General features: G+C 48.5%; 10 protein-coding genes. 7 read left to right on the top strand and 3 right to left on the bottom strand.

Annotation, left to right across the window (positions count from 1 at the left end):
• Positions 1 to 5: 5 nt before the first annotated feature.
• Positions 6 to 1,529 carry a lysine--tRNA ligase gene (gene lysS, locus LQ567_RS15865; protein ID WP_231005729.1) on the bottom strand — a complete coding sequence of 508 codons (1,524 nt, stop codon included), beginning with the start codon at positions 1,527 to 1,529 and terminating at the stop codon, positions 6 to 8.
• A 169-nt stretch (positions 1,530 to 1,698) separates the two neighbouring features.
• Between lysS and LQ567_RS15860 the strand changes: the two genes are divergently transcribed.
• The 7 genes from LQ567_RS15860 to LQ567_RS15830 all read left to right on the top strand — a co-directional run bounded on the left by LQ567_RS15860 (position 1,699) and on the right by LQ567_RS15830 (position 14,106).
• Positions 1,699 to 2,460 carry a helix-turn-helix domain-containing protein gene (locus LQ567_RS15860; protein ID WP_231005727.1) on the top strand — a complete coding sequence of 254 codons (762 nt, stop codon included), beginning with the start codon at positions 1,699 to 1,701 and terminating at the stop codon, positions 2,458 to 2,460.
• A gap of 423 nt (positions 2,461 to 2,883) precedes the next feature.
• Positions 2,884 to 4,083, top strand: coding sequence for a Pycsar system effector family protein (locus LQ567_RS15855; RefSeq protein WP_231005725.1), 1,200 nt, complete (start codon positions 2,884 to 2,886; stop codon positions 4,081 to 4,083).
• A gap of 16 nt (positions 4,084 to 4,099) precedes the next feature.
• Entirely contained in the window at positions 4,100 to 6,124 is a 2,025-nt protein-coding gene (ppk1, locus tag LQ567_RS15850; protein ID WP_231005723.1) for a polyphosphate kinase 1, read from the top strand.
• Positions 6,121 to 6,951, top strand: coding sequence for an SdiA-regulated domain-containing protein (locus LQ567_RS15845; protein WP_231005721.1), 831 nt, complete (start codon positions 6,121 to 6,123; stop codon positions 6,949 to 6,951). The genes ppk1 and LQ567_RS15845 overlap by 4 nt, the downstream gene beginning before the upstream one ends.
• 5 nt (positions 6,952 to 6,956) lie before the next feature.
• Positions 6,957 to 10,556: a BamA/TamA family outer membrane protein gene (locus tag LQ567_RS15840; RefSeq protein WP_231005719.1), complete on the top strand. Its 3,600-nt coding sequence runs from the start codon at positions 6,957 to 6,959 to the stop codon at positions 10,554 to 10,556.
• Between the two features lie 6 nt (positions 10,557 to 10,562).
• Positions 10,563 to 12,962 (top strand): GAF domain-containing protein, encoded by a 2,400-nt coding sequence (locus LQ567_RS15835; protein WP_231005717.1) that lies wholly within the window; start codon positions 10,563 to 10,565, stop codon positions 12,960 to 12,962.
• Positions 12,963 to 13,728: 766 nt separating this feature from the next.
• Complete coding sequence (locus LQ567_RS15830; RefSeq protein WP_231005715.1) at positions 13,729 to 14,106, top strand: GxxExxY protein; 378 nt, start codon at positions 13,729 to 13,731, stop codon at positions 14,104 to 14,106.
• Between the two features lie 462 nt (positions 14,107 to 14,568).
• On the opposite strand, the gene LQ567_RS15825 is transcribed toward LQ567_RS15830, so the two are convergent.
• Together LQ567_RS15825 and LQ567_RS15820 are read right to left on the bottom strand one after the other, a co-directional pair.
• Positions 14,569 to 14,901 (bottom strand): phosphoribosylpyrophosphate synthetase, encoded by a 333-nt coding sequence (locus LQ567_RS15825; protein ID WP_231005713.1) that lies wholly within the window; start codon positions 14,899 to 14,901, stop codon positions 14,569 to 14,571.
• A 122-nt stretch (positions 14,902 to 15,023) separates the two neighbouring features.
• On the bottom strand, positions 15,024 to 15,395 hold the full coding sequence (locus LQ567_RS15820; RefSeq protein ID WP_231005711.1) for a DoxX family protein: 372 nt from the start codon (positions 15,393 to 15,395) through the stop codon (positions 15,024 to 15,026).
• Between the last annotated feature and the right edge of the window lie 5 nt (positions 15,396 to 15,400).

Raw genomic sequence — 15,400 nt, 5'->3', positions numbered from 1 at the left:
TTTAGTTAGTCCATCTTTTCTGGCCGCATCTGCGGGAAGAACAATACATCCTGTATGGATGGCTGATTCGTAAGTAACATCACCAGGCGGTCTACACCAAAGCCAATACCTGAGGTAGGCGGCATACCATATTCCAGCGCCCGTAAAAAGTCATAATCGATGTACATCGCTTCTTCATCTCCACGTTCCAGCAATTTTGCCTGTTCTTCAAACCGCTCGCGCTGTTCAACGGGGTCATTGAGCTCCGAGTAGGCATTTGCAATTTCCTTTCCGTTAATCATCAGTTCAAAACGTTCTACCAGGCCCGGTTTGCTGCGGTGCTTCTTGGTAAGTGGGCTCATCTCTACCGGGTAATCAATAATAAATGTGGGCTGTATATAATGCGCTTCGCATTTTGCGCCAAAGATCTCGTCGATCAGTTTGCCCTTGCCCATCGTTTTGTCTACATGAATATTCAGTTGGCTACAAACGGTGCGCAATCCTTCTTCATCCAGGGCACTTACATCGTGGCCGGTATGCTCCTTAATGGCATCATAAATAGAAACGCGTTGAAAAGGGGCCTTAAATGAAATGGTTTTATCTCCAACCGGAACATCGGTGGTGCCGCAAACATCCTGTGCCGCTTTTTCCAGCAGTTGTTCGGTTGTTTCCATCATCCAGTAATAGTCTTTATAGGCCACATAGAATTCCAGGATCGTAAATTCCGGGTTATGGGTGCGGTCCATTCCTTCGTTACGGAAGTTACGGCTGAATTCATACACCCAGTCAAAACCACCCACGATCAGTCTTTTCAAATAAAGCTCATTGGCAATGCGCAAATAAAACGGAACATCCAGGGCATTGTGATGTGTTTTAAACGGACGCGCCGCTGCGCCGCCCGGAATGGATTGCAGCACCGGCGTTTCCACTTCCAAAGCACCCTCCTTATTCAGAAATTCCCGGATCGAGTTTACCAGAAGGGTACGCTTCAGGAAGGTTTCCCGTACTGCCGGGTTAATGATCAGGTCTGCATAACGCTGCCGGTATTTGAATTCCGGATCGGTAACTTCATCAAAAACGTTCCCTTCCTCATCCCGTTTTACTACGGGCAATGGCTTTAATGATTTTGCCAGCAGGGTGAGGGTTTGTGTATGGATGGAGGTTTCCCCGGTTTTGGTAATGAATACAAACCCGGTAACACCAATAAAATCACCCAGATCGATGCCGTGTTTTACCACGTTCTCCCAAAATGATTTATCCTCACCGGGGCAAAGCTCGTCCCGCTTTACATAAAGCTGGATCAGACCCTGTTTATCCTGGATCTTAATAAAAAATACCTTGCCTTTATCATTGATGCTCATGATACGGCCGGCAACACATACCTGGGCAAATTCCTCTTTCTTTTCTTCAGTAAAATTATTTTTGATATCTGCAGAAAAATGACTTACCGGGAACAATGCAGCCGGGTAAGGCTCAATGCCTGCCTCTTTTAATTTTTGTAATTTTTCTCTTCTTATTTTTTCCTGTTCGGAAAAGGATTGTGTACTCATGAACTGCTCCAGATTTTTATGAGCGGCAAAGATACTTTTTTGGGAACATTTTTCCGGTGTTTCCTGCTGTAAAACGGCCTGGTTTGTTCCACCGCATCGTTTTCCGGCCTCCTGTAACGGTATTTTTGAGGTTGCCTGTTTATATGTATCTTTGTTTTAATGTAACAGCATGTCTCAAAACCTATATAAAACGGATGCTTTCACCATTGAGTATATCCCGGGTGCGGATATCCTGAAAGGCGACTTTCTGAGATGTAAAACTTCAGATGAATATGTAAGCGCTATCCGGGCGTTTAAGGAGGCGTATGAGCGGGTGCTTCCCCGGTATACATTTTGGGACAACACAAGATTCGGGCATATTATTACGCCGGAGGAACAAAAGTGGACGGATGCTTTTCTGAATTATCCCGGCGCGCAAAAAGGGATAACGGAAAAAGTAGGCATCCTGGTAAGCCAGGATATACTCGCCATGCTTTCTGTATATGAAATTTTTGAAGTGGGTAAAGCGCCCTTAAGGCCCGGGTTCTTCGCTAACGAAAAACAGGCGATGGAGTGGCTCACCAGGAAAGAAACCCCTGTTGCCCCGCTGCCGGACACCAAACCGCTGATCGCGGTGGAATGGGATGCCGATAATGCCAAGGCCGTGATCCGTATGGAAATGGAGGCACCGGACCTCCCTTATTATCTGAACCGGTTCAAACGCTTTTTAAGCGACCATGATTTTTTGGTGGAAAACCTCCGGTTATTCCAGGAGCTTACCCGGCGGGAGCGGAAGATCCTTTCCATGGTAATCAATGGGTTGAATAACGGGGAAATTGCGGAACAGTTATTCATCTCCTGCGAAACCGTAAAAACCCACCGGAAAAATATCATGCGCAAACTGGGCTGCTCCAGTTACAGTGAACTGCTGCGGTTCGGATTGTTTCTCTAAAAAACCGGTTCTTCTCAAACGTTATTTAACACACCTGGTGTGCTGTTCTTTGCTGAGGCCGTTTTGTAATAAAGATTTTGTGATATTTATATTAATTACACATTTCTTATTACAATTTTGTAATAATATTTCTGTGATATTTTTTCTTATTACAAAAACGTTATTACAAAAAAAGCAGGTAGTCATTCGTGGTAGCGGCTCAAACCTTCCAAACGCGCATGCATGCGTCTCTTTTCCGCAGGCTCCTGCCCGGCGGCACATAAAACCAGCCTGTGGAAACGGTTCTGTAGGATGGCCGGCGTATGTGGCGGAACCCTGGCGCTCCTGCCGTTGAAACTGAATCATTTTGAAATCCGCGTCGTATCTTTAACTGCGCTATTTTCTTTGTAAACAGAGCCTTAGCGAGCCACTTAAAAAAATAAAATGGAGTACACGGCCTTATTGCAGGATGCTGAAGCATACGTGGGGCAATATATTGCCCGGCATCCCAAACCGGAGTTGTATTATCACAACCTGGAACATATTACCCATGCGGTTGCCGCAGCAAAACAAATTGCAGATCATTACCAGCTTCCGGAACCGGAATATGCAACGGTGGTGATTGCCGCCTGGTTTCATGACCTGGGATATTATGCCGGCGAGCGGGTTGGACATGAAGACACCGGTGCCCGCCTGGCCACCGAATATCTTACCACAAAGGACGCGGATGCCTCGTTTATAGCAGCCGTTGCCGGGTGTATACAAGCTACAAAGATGCCCCAGCAGCCTACCAACCAGCTCGAGGCCATTGTATGCGATGCGGATCTTTTTCATTTGGGCACCGCCGATTTTGAGGTGTTTAACAAACTGATGCGTAAAGAAGAAGAAGCCGTTTTTCAGAAAAAGATCTCCAAGGAAGACTGGCGCAACAGTGCTATCCTGCTGTTGCAACAACATCGGTATCATACCGACTACTGCCGGTTGCTTTTAAATGATAAAAAACAGGAAAACCTGGAAAAACTGCTGGCCAAACAGCAGGAAAAAAAGCAGGAGGCCCCGCTGCCGGTGACTGACCAGGCGGGTGAAGCGGCGGCTTCGGGTAAAAAGAATCCGAAGGATCCCGGCCGCGGTATCGAAACCATGTTCCGGATCACCTCCACCAATAATCAGCGGCTGAGTGATATGGCCGATAACAAGGCCCAGATCCTCATCACCGTAAATTCGATCATTCTTTCAGCCATCATCACCTTATTATTAAGAAAGCTGGATGGAAAGGACCCGCTGGTATATCCCACCTTCCTGATCCTTTCCACCGCTGTTGTAACCATGGTGGTGGGCATCCTGGCCACAAGGCCCAGTTTACCCAACGGAGTGTTTACGCAGGACGAAGTGGATTCAAAAAAGATCAACCTGCTGTTCTTTGGTAATTTTTACCGCATGCACCTGGATGAGTATGCGTCGGGTATGCGCAAGATCATGGGCGACAAGGATTTTTTGTATGATACGCTGATCAAAGATGTGTTTTCACAAGGCGTGGTGCTGGGCCGTAAATACAAATTACTGCGGCTGGCCTATAATATTTTTATGTTCGGGATCATTTTTTCGGTGATCGGGTTTTTAATTGCCATGATCCTTAACGACTAACGGTCAATAAAGCGCGATGGAGTTATTGCAAAAACGGAACGACCGTGATATCAGCTGGTTGCAGTTTAACGGACGGGTGCTGGAAGAAGCAGCCCGGCAGGATGTGCCCTTACTGGAGCGGATTAATTTTCTGGCTATTTATTCATCGAACCTGGACGAGTTTTACCGGGTGCGCATGCCGGTAATAAAGGCCATCGGCAAGCTGGAAGCCGATACAAGCCCCCCGGTAACGGAGGTGGTAATAGAACTGATCAACCAGCAGCAGCAGCAGTTTGGGTTTATTTTAAGGGAACAGATCATTCCCGCGCTCCGGCTCGAAAAGATCCACCTGGTATATAATGAACCCGTTCCGGAGGGGCTCCGCGCCACACTGAATGCCTATTTTTTCGACGTGCTGGCGGCATATATCGTATTGATACCTCTGGATGCGGAAAAACCGGCATTCCTCGAAAACAATAAGCTATACATGCTGGTAGATCTGGAGCAGCAAACCGGGCGGAGCGCCTGCATCGTAAATATCCCTTCAGATAAAGTACCCCGCTTTTTACCCACTGTTTACAACGGCATCACCTATGTGCTTTTTATTGATGATATCATCCGCATGCACCTGGATGTGATCTTTACAAATGCCATTATTAAAGGCGCCTACAATATTAAAATAACGCGTGATGCGGAACTGAACCTGCAGGACGAATATGCGGGAGATATTGCTGTAAAAATAGAAGAGGAGATCCAGAAACGGGATTTCGGGCTGGCCACGCGCCTGTTGTATCCGCCCGATCTGCCACCCGTACTGCTGCGTACGCTCATTGACACCTACGGGTTGCAGGGTGCCAGCACCACATCCGGCGGATACTATCATAACCTGAAAGATTTTTTTTCGTTTCCGGTAAGGCCAGCATCCCTGCTGTACCCTCCGGAGCCGCCGTTTTCAATGGTGCCGGAAGAAGCAGTCTCGCTGTTTGAACAGGTGGCGGAAAAAGATTTTATCGTGCATACACCGTATGCCTCCTATGATGCGGTGCTGCGGTTTTTTAATGAAGCAGCGCTGCGGCCGGAGGTAGCAGAAATATATACCACCATGTACCGTGTGGCGAGGGACTCCAGGATCGCCAATGCGCTGATCACGGCTGCCCGGAACGGGAAAAAGGTAACGGCTTTTGTAGAGCTGAAAGCCCGGTTCGACGAAGAGAACAATATCCGCTGGGCCAAGACTATGAAGGCGGCAGGGGTAAAGATCATTTACAGCATTCCGGGATTGAAGGTACACGCCAAAGTGGCCCTGGTGCGGATCAGCAACGAGGGGCGGTTAAAAGACTACGGTCTTTTTTCCACCGGTAACTTCAACGAATCCTCTGCACGGGTTTATACCGATCATATTTTATTTACCGCGCGGCCGGCACTGCTGCGGGAGCTGGAACTCCTTTTTATTTTCCTGGCAAAGCGGCGGAAACCCCATCCGGAAGAGCGCGGCATTTTTAATACCCTGCTGGTGGCACAGTTTAACCTGCAGCAGGCATTCCTGAAACTGATCGATACGGAAATTGCCCATGCGCGCGAAGGCCGGAAGGCCGGCATTACCATTAAACTCAATAATCTTGAGGAGGAGGTCATGATCGCTAAGCTTTATGAAGCCAGCTGTGCCGGGGTAATGGTGAACCTCATTGTACGCGGTATTTGCCGGATCGTACCCGGTGTGGAAAACTTAAGCGAACGGATTAAAGTAAAAAGAATTGTAGACCGTTATCTGGAACATGGGCGCATCTTTTTATTTGAGAACAACGGGAACCCGCAGGTATTCCTGGGGTCGGCAGACTGGATGAACCGGAACCTGTACCGGAGAATAGAGGTTTGTTTTCCTGTACTTGATCCTATGTTGAAAAAGGATTTGATGACGATCCTGCAAATGCAGTGGGAGGATACCGCAGCAGCTGTATGGATCGGCGAAGCAGCCCAGAATATACCCCTGACCGGAAACAAAAATGATTTCAGATCGCAAAGGGGTATTTACCTTTACTTAAAAGAAAAATACGGAAAATGAATAAATTCGGTATGCTGCTTTTTTCCCTTGCGGCGGTTTCCTGCATGGGGCAGAAGGAATATACGAGCCCGGCCGGTTACGACCTGTCCCGGCCGGAAACCTTCAACATGCCGGTGATACTGGATGAGATCTCCGGAATTACCTTCACAAACAGTGATACGGTTTATGCCGTTCAGGATGAAAATGGAACCGTATTTCATTTTCAACCGGGCAGCAAAGCGCTGGCCGCTACAAAATTTGGTAAGAAAGGCGATTATGAAGACCTGTCTGTAAGCAACGGTAACATCGTTGTATTGAGGAGCGATGGCAGTTTGTATGCTTTCCCGTTGAATGAAACGGCGCAACCCGAAGCGGCTTCCGTAAAGGAGTGGAAAAAGGCCGTACCTGCGGGGGAATATGAAGCGCTGTATGCAGACCCGCTGAATAACGAGGTGTATGTGCTGTGCAAGCAATGTGAAGCGGATAAAAAGACCAGCCAGGTTACTGGGTATATTTTACAATGGACCGGTGGAGAGCTGGTTACAAAAACAACGTTTACGCTGGATGCGGCAGGCCGGCAGAACAATAAATCGAAAAAAACGGCGCTGAAGCCCAGTGCCCTGGCCCGCAACCCCAAAACCGGTGAATGGTATATATTGTCTTCTGTAAATAAGTTGCTGCTGGTAGCCGATCCGGAGTGGCATGTAAAAGAAACCCATGCCCTGAAGCCATCCCTGTTTCCGCAGCCCGAGGGAATTGCCTTTGACAAAGCGGGGAATTTATGGATCAGCAACGAAAAAAATCAGGCAGCTTATGGCACCGTTTTAAAGTTCGCGCTTAAACCATAGCCCTTATGCTGAAGAAAATGATCGGATATCTTTTATTATTCATTCCGCTTACCGGGATACAGGCGCAGGACTCCGTTCAAAACCGCCTGATATTGATCGGGGATGCGGGTGAAATCAATCCCCATCAGTCGGAGGTAATTAAAACAGCCGCGGAGAAGGTATTGGATCAAAAAACCACGGTATTGTTCCTGGGGGATAATATTTATCCCAATGGGATGCCGCTGAAAGATGCGGCCGCCATTACTGCTGCGGAAAAGGTCCTGTCTGCCCAGTATGAACCCATGCTTCAGAAGGGGGCAAAAGTGCTGTTTGTACCGGGTAACCACGATTGGGACCGGATGGGCAAACAGGGATACCGGAAGATCCTGGCCCAGGGTGCTTTTTTGAACGGACAAAACAATCCGCGCCTGAAGCTGCTGCCCGAAAAAGGCTGCCCCGGTCCGGAAGAGGTTCCGGTTTCGGAAAATGTGGTATTGATCGCCTTCGACAGTGAATGGTGGTTGTTTCAGCATGAAAAGAACAGTGAAGAATGTGCCTGCAGTACAAAGGAAGCATTCCTGGAAAAACTTTCTGAGATCGTAAACCGCAACCGCGGTAAAATGATCTTCCTGGTTTGCCACCACCCGTTCCAGAGTTATGGCGTGCATGGAGGCCGTTATAACCTGAAGGACCATATCTTTCCGCTGACCAACCTGAATAAGAACCTTTATATTCCCCTGCCGGTGATCGGATCGCTTTATCCCCTGCTCCGGAGCAGTATTCCCAACCCCGAGGACCAGGGGCATCCGGACTATAAAGAAATGACGGCCCTCATTGACAGTGTATTCAGCGGGTATAAAAACCTGGTGCATGTGGCGGGACATGAGCATGGGCTACAATTTATAAAAGGGCAGGAAGTGCAGATTGTAAGCGGGGCGGGTGCAAAAAATGCCTACGTAAAAAAAGGACCGCATAGTCTTTTTGCTAAAAAGAACAGCGGCTTTGTAACCGTAGATATTATTACCGGCGGCGTGTTGAAGATCCGCTATTATATGATGGAAGGCGGGCGCATGCAGGAGGCCTTTACATACCGCCTGCCGTTTATGACACCCGGGCAGCAGTTAAAGGCGGTGAACGATGCATCCCTGGCAACAATGGATAGTGTGGTGGTACGCACCAACGCGGCGCTTGATAAGCCGGGACGTGGGCACCGGGTTTGGTTCGGGGAAAATTTCAGAAAAGAATGGGCAGCTCCGGCTAAACTGCCGGTGCTGCGGATTTCACAGATCAGCGGCGGACTCACACCGGTAAAAGAAGGTGGCGGACTTCAAACCAAATCGCTCCGGCTGGTAAGTCCTTCCGGGGAAGAATGGGTGCTGCGCAACGTGAACAAGAATATGGAGATCCTGCTGCCGGAAGCGTTGCGGAATACGTTTGCCAGGGACGCCGTTACGGATGCCCTGAGCGGGCAACATCCCTATTCGGCCCTCATTGTGCCTCCGATTGCGGAAGCGGCAGGGGTGCCCCATGCCAACCCGGTAATTGGTGTAGTGGCACCCGATACGGCATTGCTGCCCTATGCCGATAATTTTTTCAACAAGGTTTGTTTACTGGAAGAGCGGGAGCCGATCGGGAAATCGGACAACACCGAGAAAATGTATAAGAACCTGCTAAAGGATAACGACAATACCGTAGACACGGCCACCTATTTCAAAGCCCGCCTGGTAGACCTGCTTGTGGGAGACTGGGACCGGCATGAAGACCAGTGGCGCTGGGCCTACGATAAAAAGAAGAAGGACCGCCGGTATCTGCCGGTGCCCCGTGACCGCGACCAGGTTTTTCATGTGGTGCAGGGCATCCTGCCTACCATTGCATCCGGTCCTTCAATCATGCCGCGGTTTCATGACTTTACGGGCCGGATCAAAAAAATAAATGCCTATTTCATGGCGGGCCGGGGATTAAACGGCAGCTTTTTTAACCAGTATAATTATGATCAGTGGATGGAGCTGGTACATCATTTTGCTGCTGCGGTTACGGACTCGGTGCTGGAAGCTGCGCTGAAACGGCTCCCGGCATCTTCCTATGCAATGGATCACGACCGGTTCCTGGCGATCCTGAAAGAACGGCGGAGCCGGCTTCCGGAAGCAATGACCACTTACTACCGGTTTTATAACCGGGTGGTAGACATACAAACCTCCGATAAGAAAGAGCAGGTACAGATCACCGATGCCGGCAACGGGGGGCTAAAGATCAGCATTCATAAGATCAATAAGGAAGATGCTGTTTCGGATCAGCTGTTCGAACGCGTATTTGATCCGGGTGTTACGAAAGAGATCCGGCTGTATATACATTCCGGTAACGACCGGGTGGTGATCAATACCCGCTCCAAAATAAGATTGCGGATCATTGGGAACAACGATGAAAAGCAATACCAGGTACTTAACGGAAGAAAGAATATCCGCATATACGGGAAAAAAGAACAGGTCAGCTTTACCGGGGAAGACCAGCAGATCCGGAAACGGCTGTCGAATGACAGCAGCAATACCGCCTTTGTGCCCACAGACCTCTACAACCGGTACTTTATACGGCCCAACCTCGGTTTTAACAGGGATGACGGCATCATGCTGGGGCTGGGTGTACGGTTTGTAAACCAGGGTTTCCGGAAAAAGCCCTATGCCAATTCGCACCAGTTATCGTACCTGCATTCCTTCTCATCCGGGGCAAACAGTTTCCGCTTTAAAAGCGACTGGTTGCATGCCATCGGAAATGCAGACCTGGTGGTAACGGGCCGGGTAATGGCTCCCGATAATGTGCAGAATTTCTTCGGATTGGGTAATGGAACGGAATACGACAAATCAAAAGGCGTAGGGTACTACCGTGCCCGGTTTACGCTGGTAGATATTGCCCCGGGGCTGCGGTGGCGCCTTAAAAATACAAGAACCCTGTCGGTTTCCCCGTTTTTCCAGCATTACCGTTATGATGCCGATCACAACCTGGGAAAGCTGATTGCAACGCCTTCGCTTGTTGGAACGTACGACAGTTCTTCGGTAGATCAGAACAAAAATTACACAGGACTTGTTTTAAACTATGAGGCGGACTCCAGGGATGATCAGTTGTTGCCCACATCGGGAGGACTTTTGAACCTGCGTGTTCAGGGATTTAAAGGGTTGAACGCCGCAGCCCGTGATTTTGCGCAGCTATTGCTGGAATTATCGTTTTTCCGGAAACTAGGCGCCACCGGAAATGTGGTCTTCTCCGATCGTATCGGCGGTGGAGCTACGGTGGGAAATGCGCCGTTTTATCAGTCGCTGTTTTTAGGCGGACAGGAAAACCTGCTGGGATACCGGAAATTCCGGTTTGCCGGGGAGCATCTTTTATACAATAACCTGCAGCTACGCATAAAAATTGCGGATGTAGGCAGTTATATCCTGCCCGGGCAACTGGGCTTTTCCGGTTTCTTTGATGCCGGTAAAGTGTGGGCCGAAGGGTATAATAGTCCGAAAATTCATACCGGTGTAGGCGGAGGGCTGTATTTTGTGCCGGCGCAGATCGCGGTGGTACAGCTGCTCGCCGGGTATTCCAGGGAGGGGTGGTATCCTCATTTTAGTCTTGGATTCAGATTTTAAACTATCATGCAAACCAAATTACTCGATTTAGCAAAATGGAAAGCAGTGCGTATAGACGGACTGGAGAATGTGCTTTCCTTTGACCCGCTGATCCAATATCTTAAAGACCGGATCAGCCGGGAAACGACTTTAAAAAAACATTTCTTTGAATTTGTTCTTGAAAAATTGCTGGCTAATCCGCATCTTAAAGAAGAACTGAAGCCGGAGGAAATGGTGCACTTTAAAGACGAACTGGAATTGGTGTACTGTTTGGTGGAACCGGCGCTTGCAGAAGAGCAAAAAATGATCTGGGCACTGAGTGTGCCCCTGGACCCCCAGATTATATGTGGCACAGACGCTTTTTATGAAATGATGGAAGGCAATAACGAGGTGTTACACCGGTCCATGATCCAGTCGATACAGGACAAATCCATGGTGCAGAAGCGCATGGAGTTTGTATATTCCGTCGTCTTCGAAAAGTTGTACGGCCAGCAGATCCCCATGGGCAATGAGGTAAGCTATGCCATGTCTTATGTGGAAGATGGATTGCCCCGGTATTTTAAGATCAATATCGATACGCGGTTTGTGGATGTGATTGCCAAAGGCGAACTACCCCCGCTCAATCTGATTGAGTGGGCAAAAGATATAAAGGGAGAGGATTATGACTGGAGCCAGGGAATCAAACAGCTGCCGCTGCATTTATTTAAGTTCCGGGGACTGGCCATCATCACCGTAACAGAAATTACACAGGAACATGCGGTAGAGCGCATCAAGGAAGTGGTGCTCAGCCGGCACCGGTTTGCGCTTAAGGAGGACACCGAACAGGTTATTCACTCATTGAAAGTGTTAATGGGAAGCCCGGCCATCGAATTTGGGCTGCTGCCCAACCTGCGGGTAAACAATAAACTGGTATTTACACTTGAAAGCGGCAATAACAGTATTTTGCTGCAGCCCAACCACTGCATCGATAACGGGAAAAGTTTTCAAAAACTTGCAGAAGAGTACCTGAATCATCCCAAGCCGGTGTTGATCGATGAAACCGTTCAAACGGAAGATGCCCGGCAATTACTGCAGTTCTTAAATATGGCCGGTATCCAGGCCTATGCACTGTTCCCCATTTTTCACAGCAACGAAGTGGCCGGTGTGCTGGAGATCTATTCCTATAAAAAAGATGTGCTCAATCTTCAAAGCCTGGTGAAGCTGAAAGATGCCATCCCGGTGATTGCTCAGTTGTTAAAAAATGCAATCGACGAGTTCGACAACCATCTGGACAGCATCGTAAAAGATAAGTTTACTGCCCTGCAGCCGGCAGTGCAGTGGAAGTTTAACCAGGCCGCATGGGATTACCTGCGCGATAACCGACTGTCGGATCAGAAACGTACCATCGGTAAAGTATCGTTTAAAAAAGTGTACCCGCTTTATGGAGCGATTGATATCCGCAACTCTACCATCGAGCGGAATAAGGCCATGGCGGCCGATGCTGCTTTTCAGCTGGAACTGTTGATCGGTTTGCTGGAGCAGATCCGTGAGCGGACCGGGTTGTTGCTTGTAGACGATATGATCGGCAAATGCCGTAAATGGCTTTCGGGGATCAGTCATGATATCCGCGATTCGGAATATGGCAAGCTCAACGAGTTCCTGGAAAATAAAATAACCCCGTTCCTGAAGGATCTGAATGAAAAAGACCTGGCATTGCGGCCGCTCATTCAACCGTACCTGGTGGAGATCGAAAGCAATACCGGCAGCGTGCTTAAGCACATCCGTGTGTTTGACAATGCGCTCAAAACCGTGAACAATACGATCAATGCACGGCTGGAGCAGTTTAATAATGAGCTGCAGACTTTTTATCCCTATTATTTTGAAAAATTCAGAACCGACGGTTTTGAATTTGATATCTATATCGGCCAGGATATTGCGCCGCATAAGCCCTTCAGCCGGTACTACCTGCAAAACCTGCGACTAAGACAGTTACAGGCAATGGCAGAGATTGCGCGGGAAACACATGCACTGCTGCCCCGGTTGGAAATTCCGCTGCAAACCACACAGCTCATCTATATCCGTTCGGCACCCATCGACATCGTATTCCGGCAGGATGAGCACAAATTTGATGTAGAGGGAAGTTATAATATCCGGTACCAGGTGATCAAAAAAAGGATCGATAAAGTGCGGATCCTGAACACCGGTGAACGGCTTACGCAGCCAGGAAAGATTGCGCTGGTATACCTCAACGAAAGTGAAACCCGTGAATACCGGGATTATATTGCCTACCTGCAGGAAGAAGGACTGCTGCTGAACGACCTCGAAGCCGTAGAGCTCGAAGAGTTACAGGGCGTAACGGGGCTCCGCGCATTACGGGTAAGTATAAATGTTGAGAAAACAGATGAAGTTGTGCCCGATGCACTTACCGGCGCCACAAAAGAGGCATAAGTCTTTTGTGGTTGGATTTCTGCCAACAGAAAGCGGTAACGGGAGCAATCGGGCCGTTGTAATCTCTTAGCGCTCTTCGCGTAATCCTCGCGTCTTAGCGGTAAAAGCAACCGCAATGTACGCAATGCATCCGTTAGGCTCGCAATAAAGGCGGATTGTTGTATTTTCTTAGCGCCCTTCGCGTATCCCTCGTGCCTTTGCGGTGAAAAAGAAACCGCAATGTACGCAACGCATCCGCAAGGTTCGCAATAGAGGCTGACTGTGGTAATCTCTTCGCGCCCTTCGCGTATCCCTCGCGCTCTTAGCGGTAAAAGAAACCGCAATGTACGCAACGCATCTGCGAGGTTCGCAACGACGGCCGGATCGTTGTAGTTTCTTCGCGCCCTTCGCGTAATCCTCGCGTCTTAGCGGTAAAAGAAACCGCAATGTACGCAATGCATCCGCAAGGTTCGCAATGGAGGCTGACTGTCGTAATCTCTTCGCGTTCTTTGCGTATCCCTCGTGCCTTTGCGGTGAAAAAGCAACCGCAATGTACGCAACGCATCCGCAAGGTTCGCAAGAGAGGCTGACTGTGGTAATCTCTTCGCGCCCTTCGCGTAATCCTCGCGTCCCTTGCGTTAAAAAAAGAAACCGCAATGTAAGGACGCCATGATAAGATAAATGCAAAACCACCTACCTTTTGCTTTTTTAATTTATATTTACAATGCTACCGGAATGCGCTCTCGCACAGGCGCACACCTATTGTTAAACATCAAAATAGCTACCTATGACAGAAAATGAACTATCCAGAATCGTATTTAACGCTGCGCTAAAAGTTCATCAGCATTTAGGCCCGGGATTACTGGAAAGTGCTTATGAGGCATGTTTGTTTTATGAGTTATGCAAAAGCGGGCTTTTTATCCGGAAACAAGATGCGTTGCCGCTCATTTATGAAGAAATAAAACTGGATGCAGGATATCGCGTAGATCTACTGATCGAAAATAAACTGATTGTGGAAGTAAAAGCTGTAGAATCACTAAATGATATTCATTTGGCGCAGGTATTAACCTATTTAAAACTTTCGGGTTGTAAGCTCGGAATGTTGATCAACTTTAATGTAACCCTTATTAAAAATGGGATAAGAAGAATTGCAAATCATTTATGACGCAGAACTCGTCAGCTTATCTTTTGGTTCTTCTTTAACCGCTATGTGCGCAACGCACCCACAAGGTTCGCAATGGAGGTTGACTGTGGTAATCTCTTCGCGTATCCCTCGTGCCTTTGCGGTGAAAAAGAAACCGCAATGTACGCAACGCATCCGCAAGGTTCGCAATAGAGGCTGACTGTGGTAATCTCTTCGCGCCCTTCGCGTATCGCTCGTGCCTTTGCGGTGAAAAAGCAACCGCAATGTACGCAATGCATCCGCTAGGTTCGCAACGACGGCCGGATCGTCGTAATTTCTTCGCGCCCTTCGCGTAATCCTCGTGCTCTTAGCGGTAAAAGCAACCGCTATGTACACAACGCACCCACAAGGTTCGCAATGGACGCGGCCCGTTGCAACCTCTTAGCACCCTTTGCGTAATCTTCGCGCCCCTTGCGTTAAAAAAACTAAAAATCTGTTACCCGCTTATCCCCGGTGCTGTTTCAGATGCGCTACCAGTTTGGAAGAACGGTACCCGAAATCTGCCCCGAAGCTATTGATCACCGTTCCCTTGATCTGGTGCTTCTGAGACGAAATGGCAAATACGATGCTTTCATCTGCCGGATCGGTCATGCCTTCAAAACGATAGACCTCGTCAATTTCAAATTCTTCCGGCGACAATTCAAGGGAGTGCTGATTGCAATAAAGACAATCCTTTTCTTCCATTGCCAGAAAATCTTCTGTATATCCCCGGCGGATAAGGTCATCCACGGCTTCGCTCAGCGTATCATAACTATAATGAGGTTTCCCGGTATTCATAACAGGATATTTTTGTATCTGTCAAAGATACTTCTTTTATAGCAGGCCCGGGTAGGATGCATACCACCCCCTAAAGATCAGTACCGTTCTTACCGGTTGCCATATTGTGTATTCCCGCAGGACTACTGCAACAGCAGCGCATATTTTTTCCGGTTGTCCAGGATGATCCAGAGCAGGACCGCTGCCAGCGGCAGCACCATGGGCAACCCGGAGGGGTCCATGGTAAAATGATGCAGCAAAATACCGGTCATGATGGGGAAAAGCACCAATGCGCCCAGGGCCCGCGTTTTAGGAATGATCACCAGTATACTCCCGGTGGTTTCCATGGTAGCCAGCAGGGGCATCAGCCATTTTATTTTCATAAAGGCACCAAATGCTTCCATTTGTTCCGGCGTAAGTTTGGGCACCGGCATATAATTGAAGAATTTGTTGAGACCGGCATTGAGGAACATCAATGCAAACAGGGTAAAAACGATCTGTTTTACAATTTTCATTTTGC

Source organism: Niabella pedocola (genome assembly GCF_021044425.1).
GTDB lineage: Bacteria > Bacteroidota > Bacteroidia > Chitinophagales > Chitinophagaceae > Niabella > Niabella pedocola.
Note: the sequence above shows the minus strand (reverse complement) of the source record. Positions and strands in the feature narration are given on the sequence as shown.

What these genes read in the sequence shown, in the direction of transcription:
- lysS (WP_231005729.1), bottom strand. Translation starts at nt 1,529, where the DNA reads ATGAGTACACAATCCTTTTCCGAACAGGAAAAAATAAGAAGAGAAAAA.
- LQ567_RS15860 (WP_231005727.1), top strand. Translation starts at nt 1,699, where the DNA reads ATGTCTCAAAACCTATATAAAACGGATGCTTTCACCATTGAGTATATC.
- LQ567_RS15855 (WP_231005725.1), top strand. Translation starts at nt 2,884, where the DNA reads ATGGAGTACACGGCCTTATTGCAGGATGCTGAAGCATACGTGGGGCAA.
- ppk1 (WP_231005723.1), top strand. Translation starts at nt 4,100, where the DNA reads ATGGAGTTATTGCAAAAACGGAACGACCGTGATATCAGCTGGTTGCAG.
- LQ567_RS15845 (WP_231005721.1), top strand. Translation starts at nt 6,121, where the DNA reads ATGAATAAATTCGGTATGCTGCTTTTTTCCCTTGCGGCGGTTTCCTGC.
- LQ567_RS15840 (WP_231005719.1), top strand. Translation starts at nt 6,957, where the DNA reads ATGCTGAAGAAAATGATCGGATATCTTTTATTATTCATTCCGCTTACC.
- LQ567_RS15835 (WP_231005717.1), top strand. Translation starts at nt 10,563, where the DNA reads ATGCAAACCAAATTACTCGATTTAGCAAAATGGAAAGCAGTGCGTATA.
- LQ567_RS15830 (WP_231005715.1), top strand. Translation starts at nt 13,729, where the DNA reads ATGACAGAAAATGAACTATCCAGAATCGTATTTAACGCTGCGCTAAAA.
- LQ567_RS15825 (WP_231005713.1), bottom strand. Translation starts at nt 14,901, where the DNA reads ATGAATACCGGGAAACCTCATTATAGTTATGATACGCTGAGCGAAGCC.
- LQ567_RS15820 (WP_231005711.1), bottom strand. Translation starts at nt 15,395, where the DNA reads ATGAAAATTGTAAAACAGATCGTTTTTACCCTGTTTGCATTGATGTTC.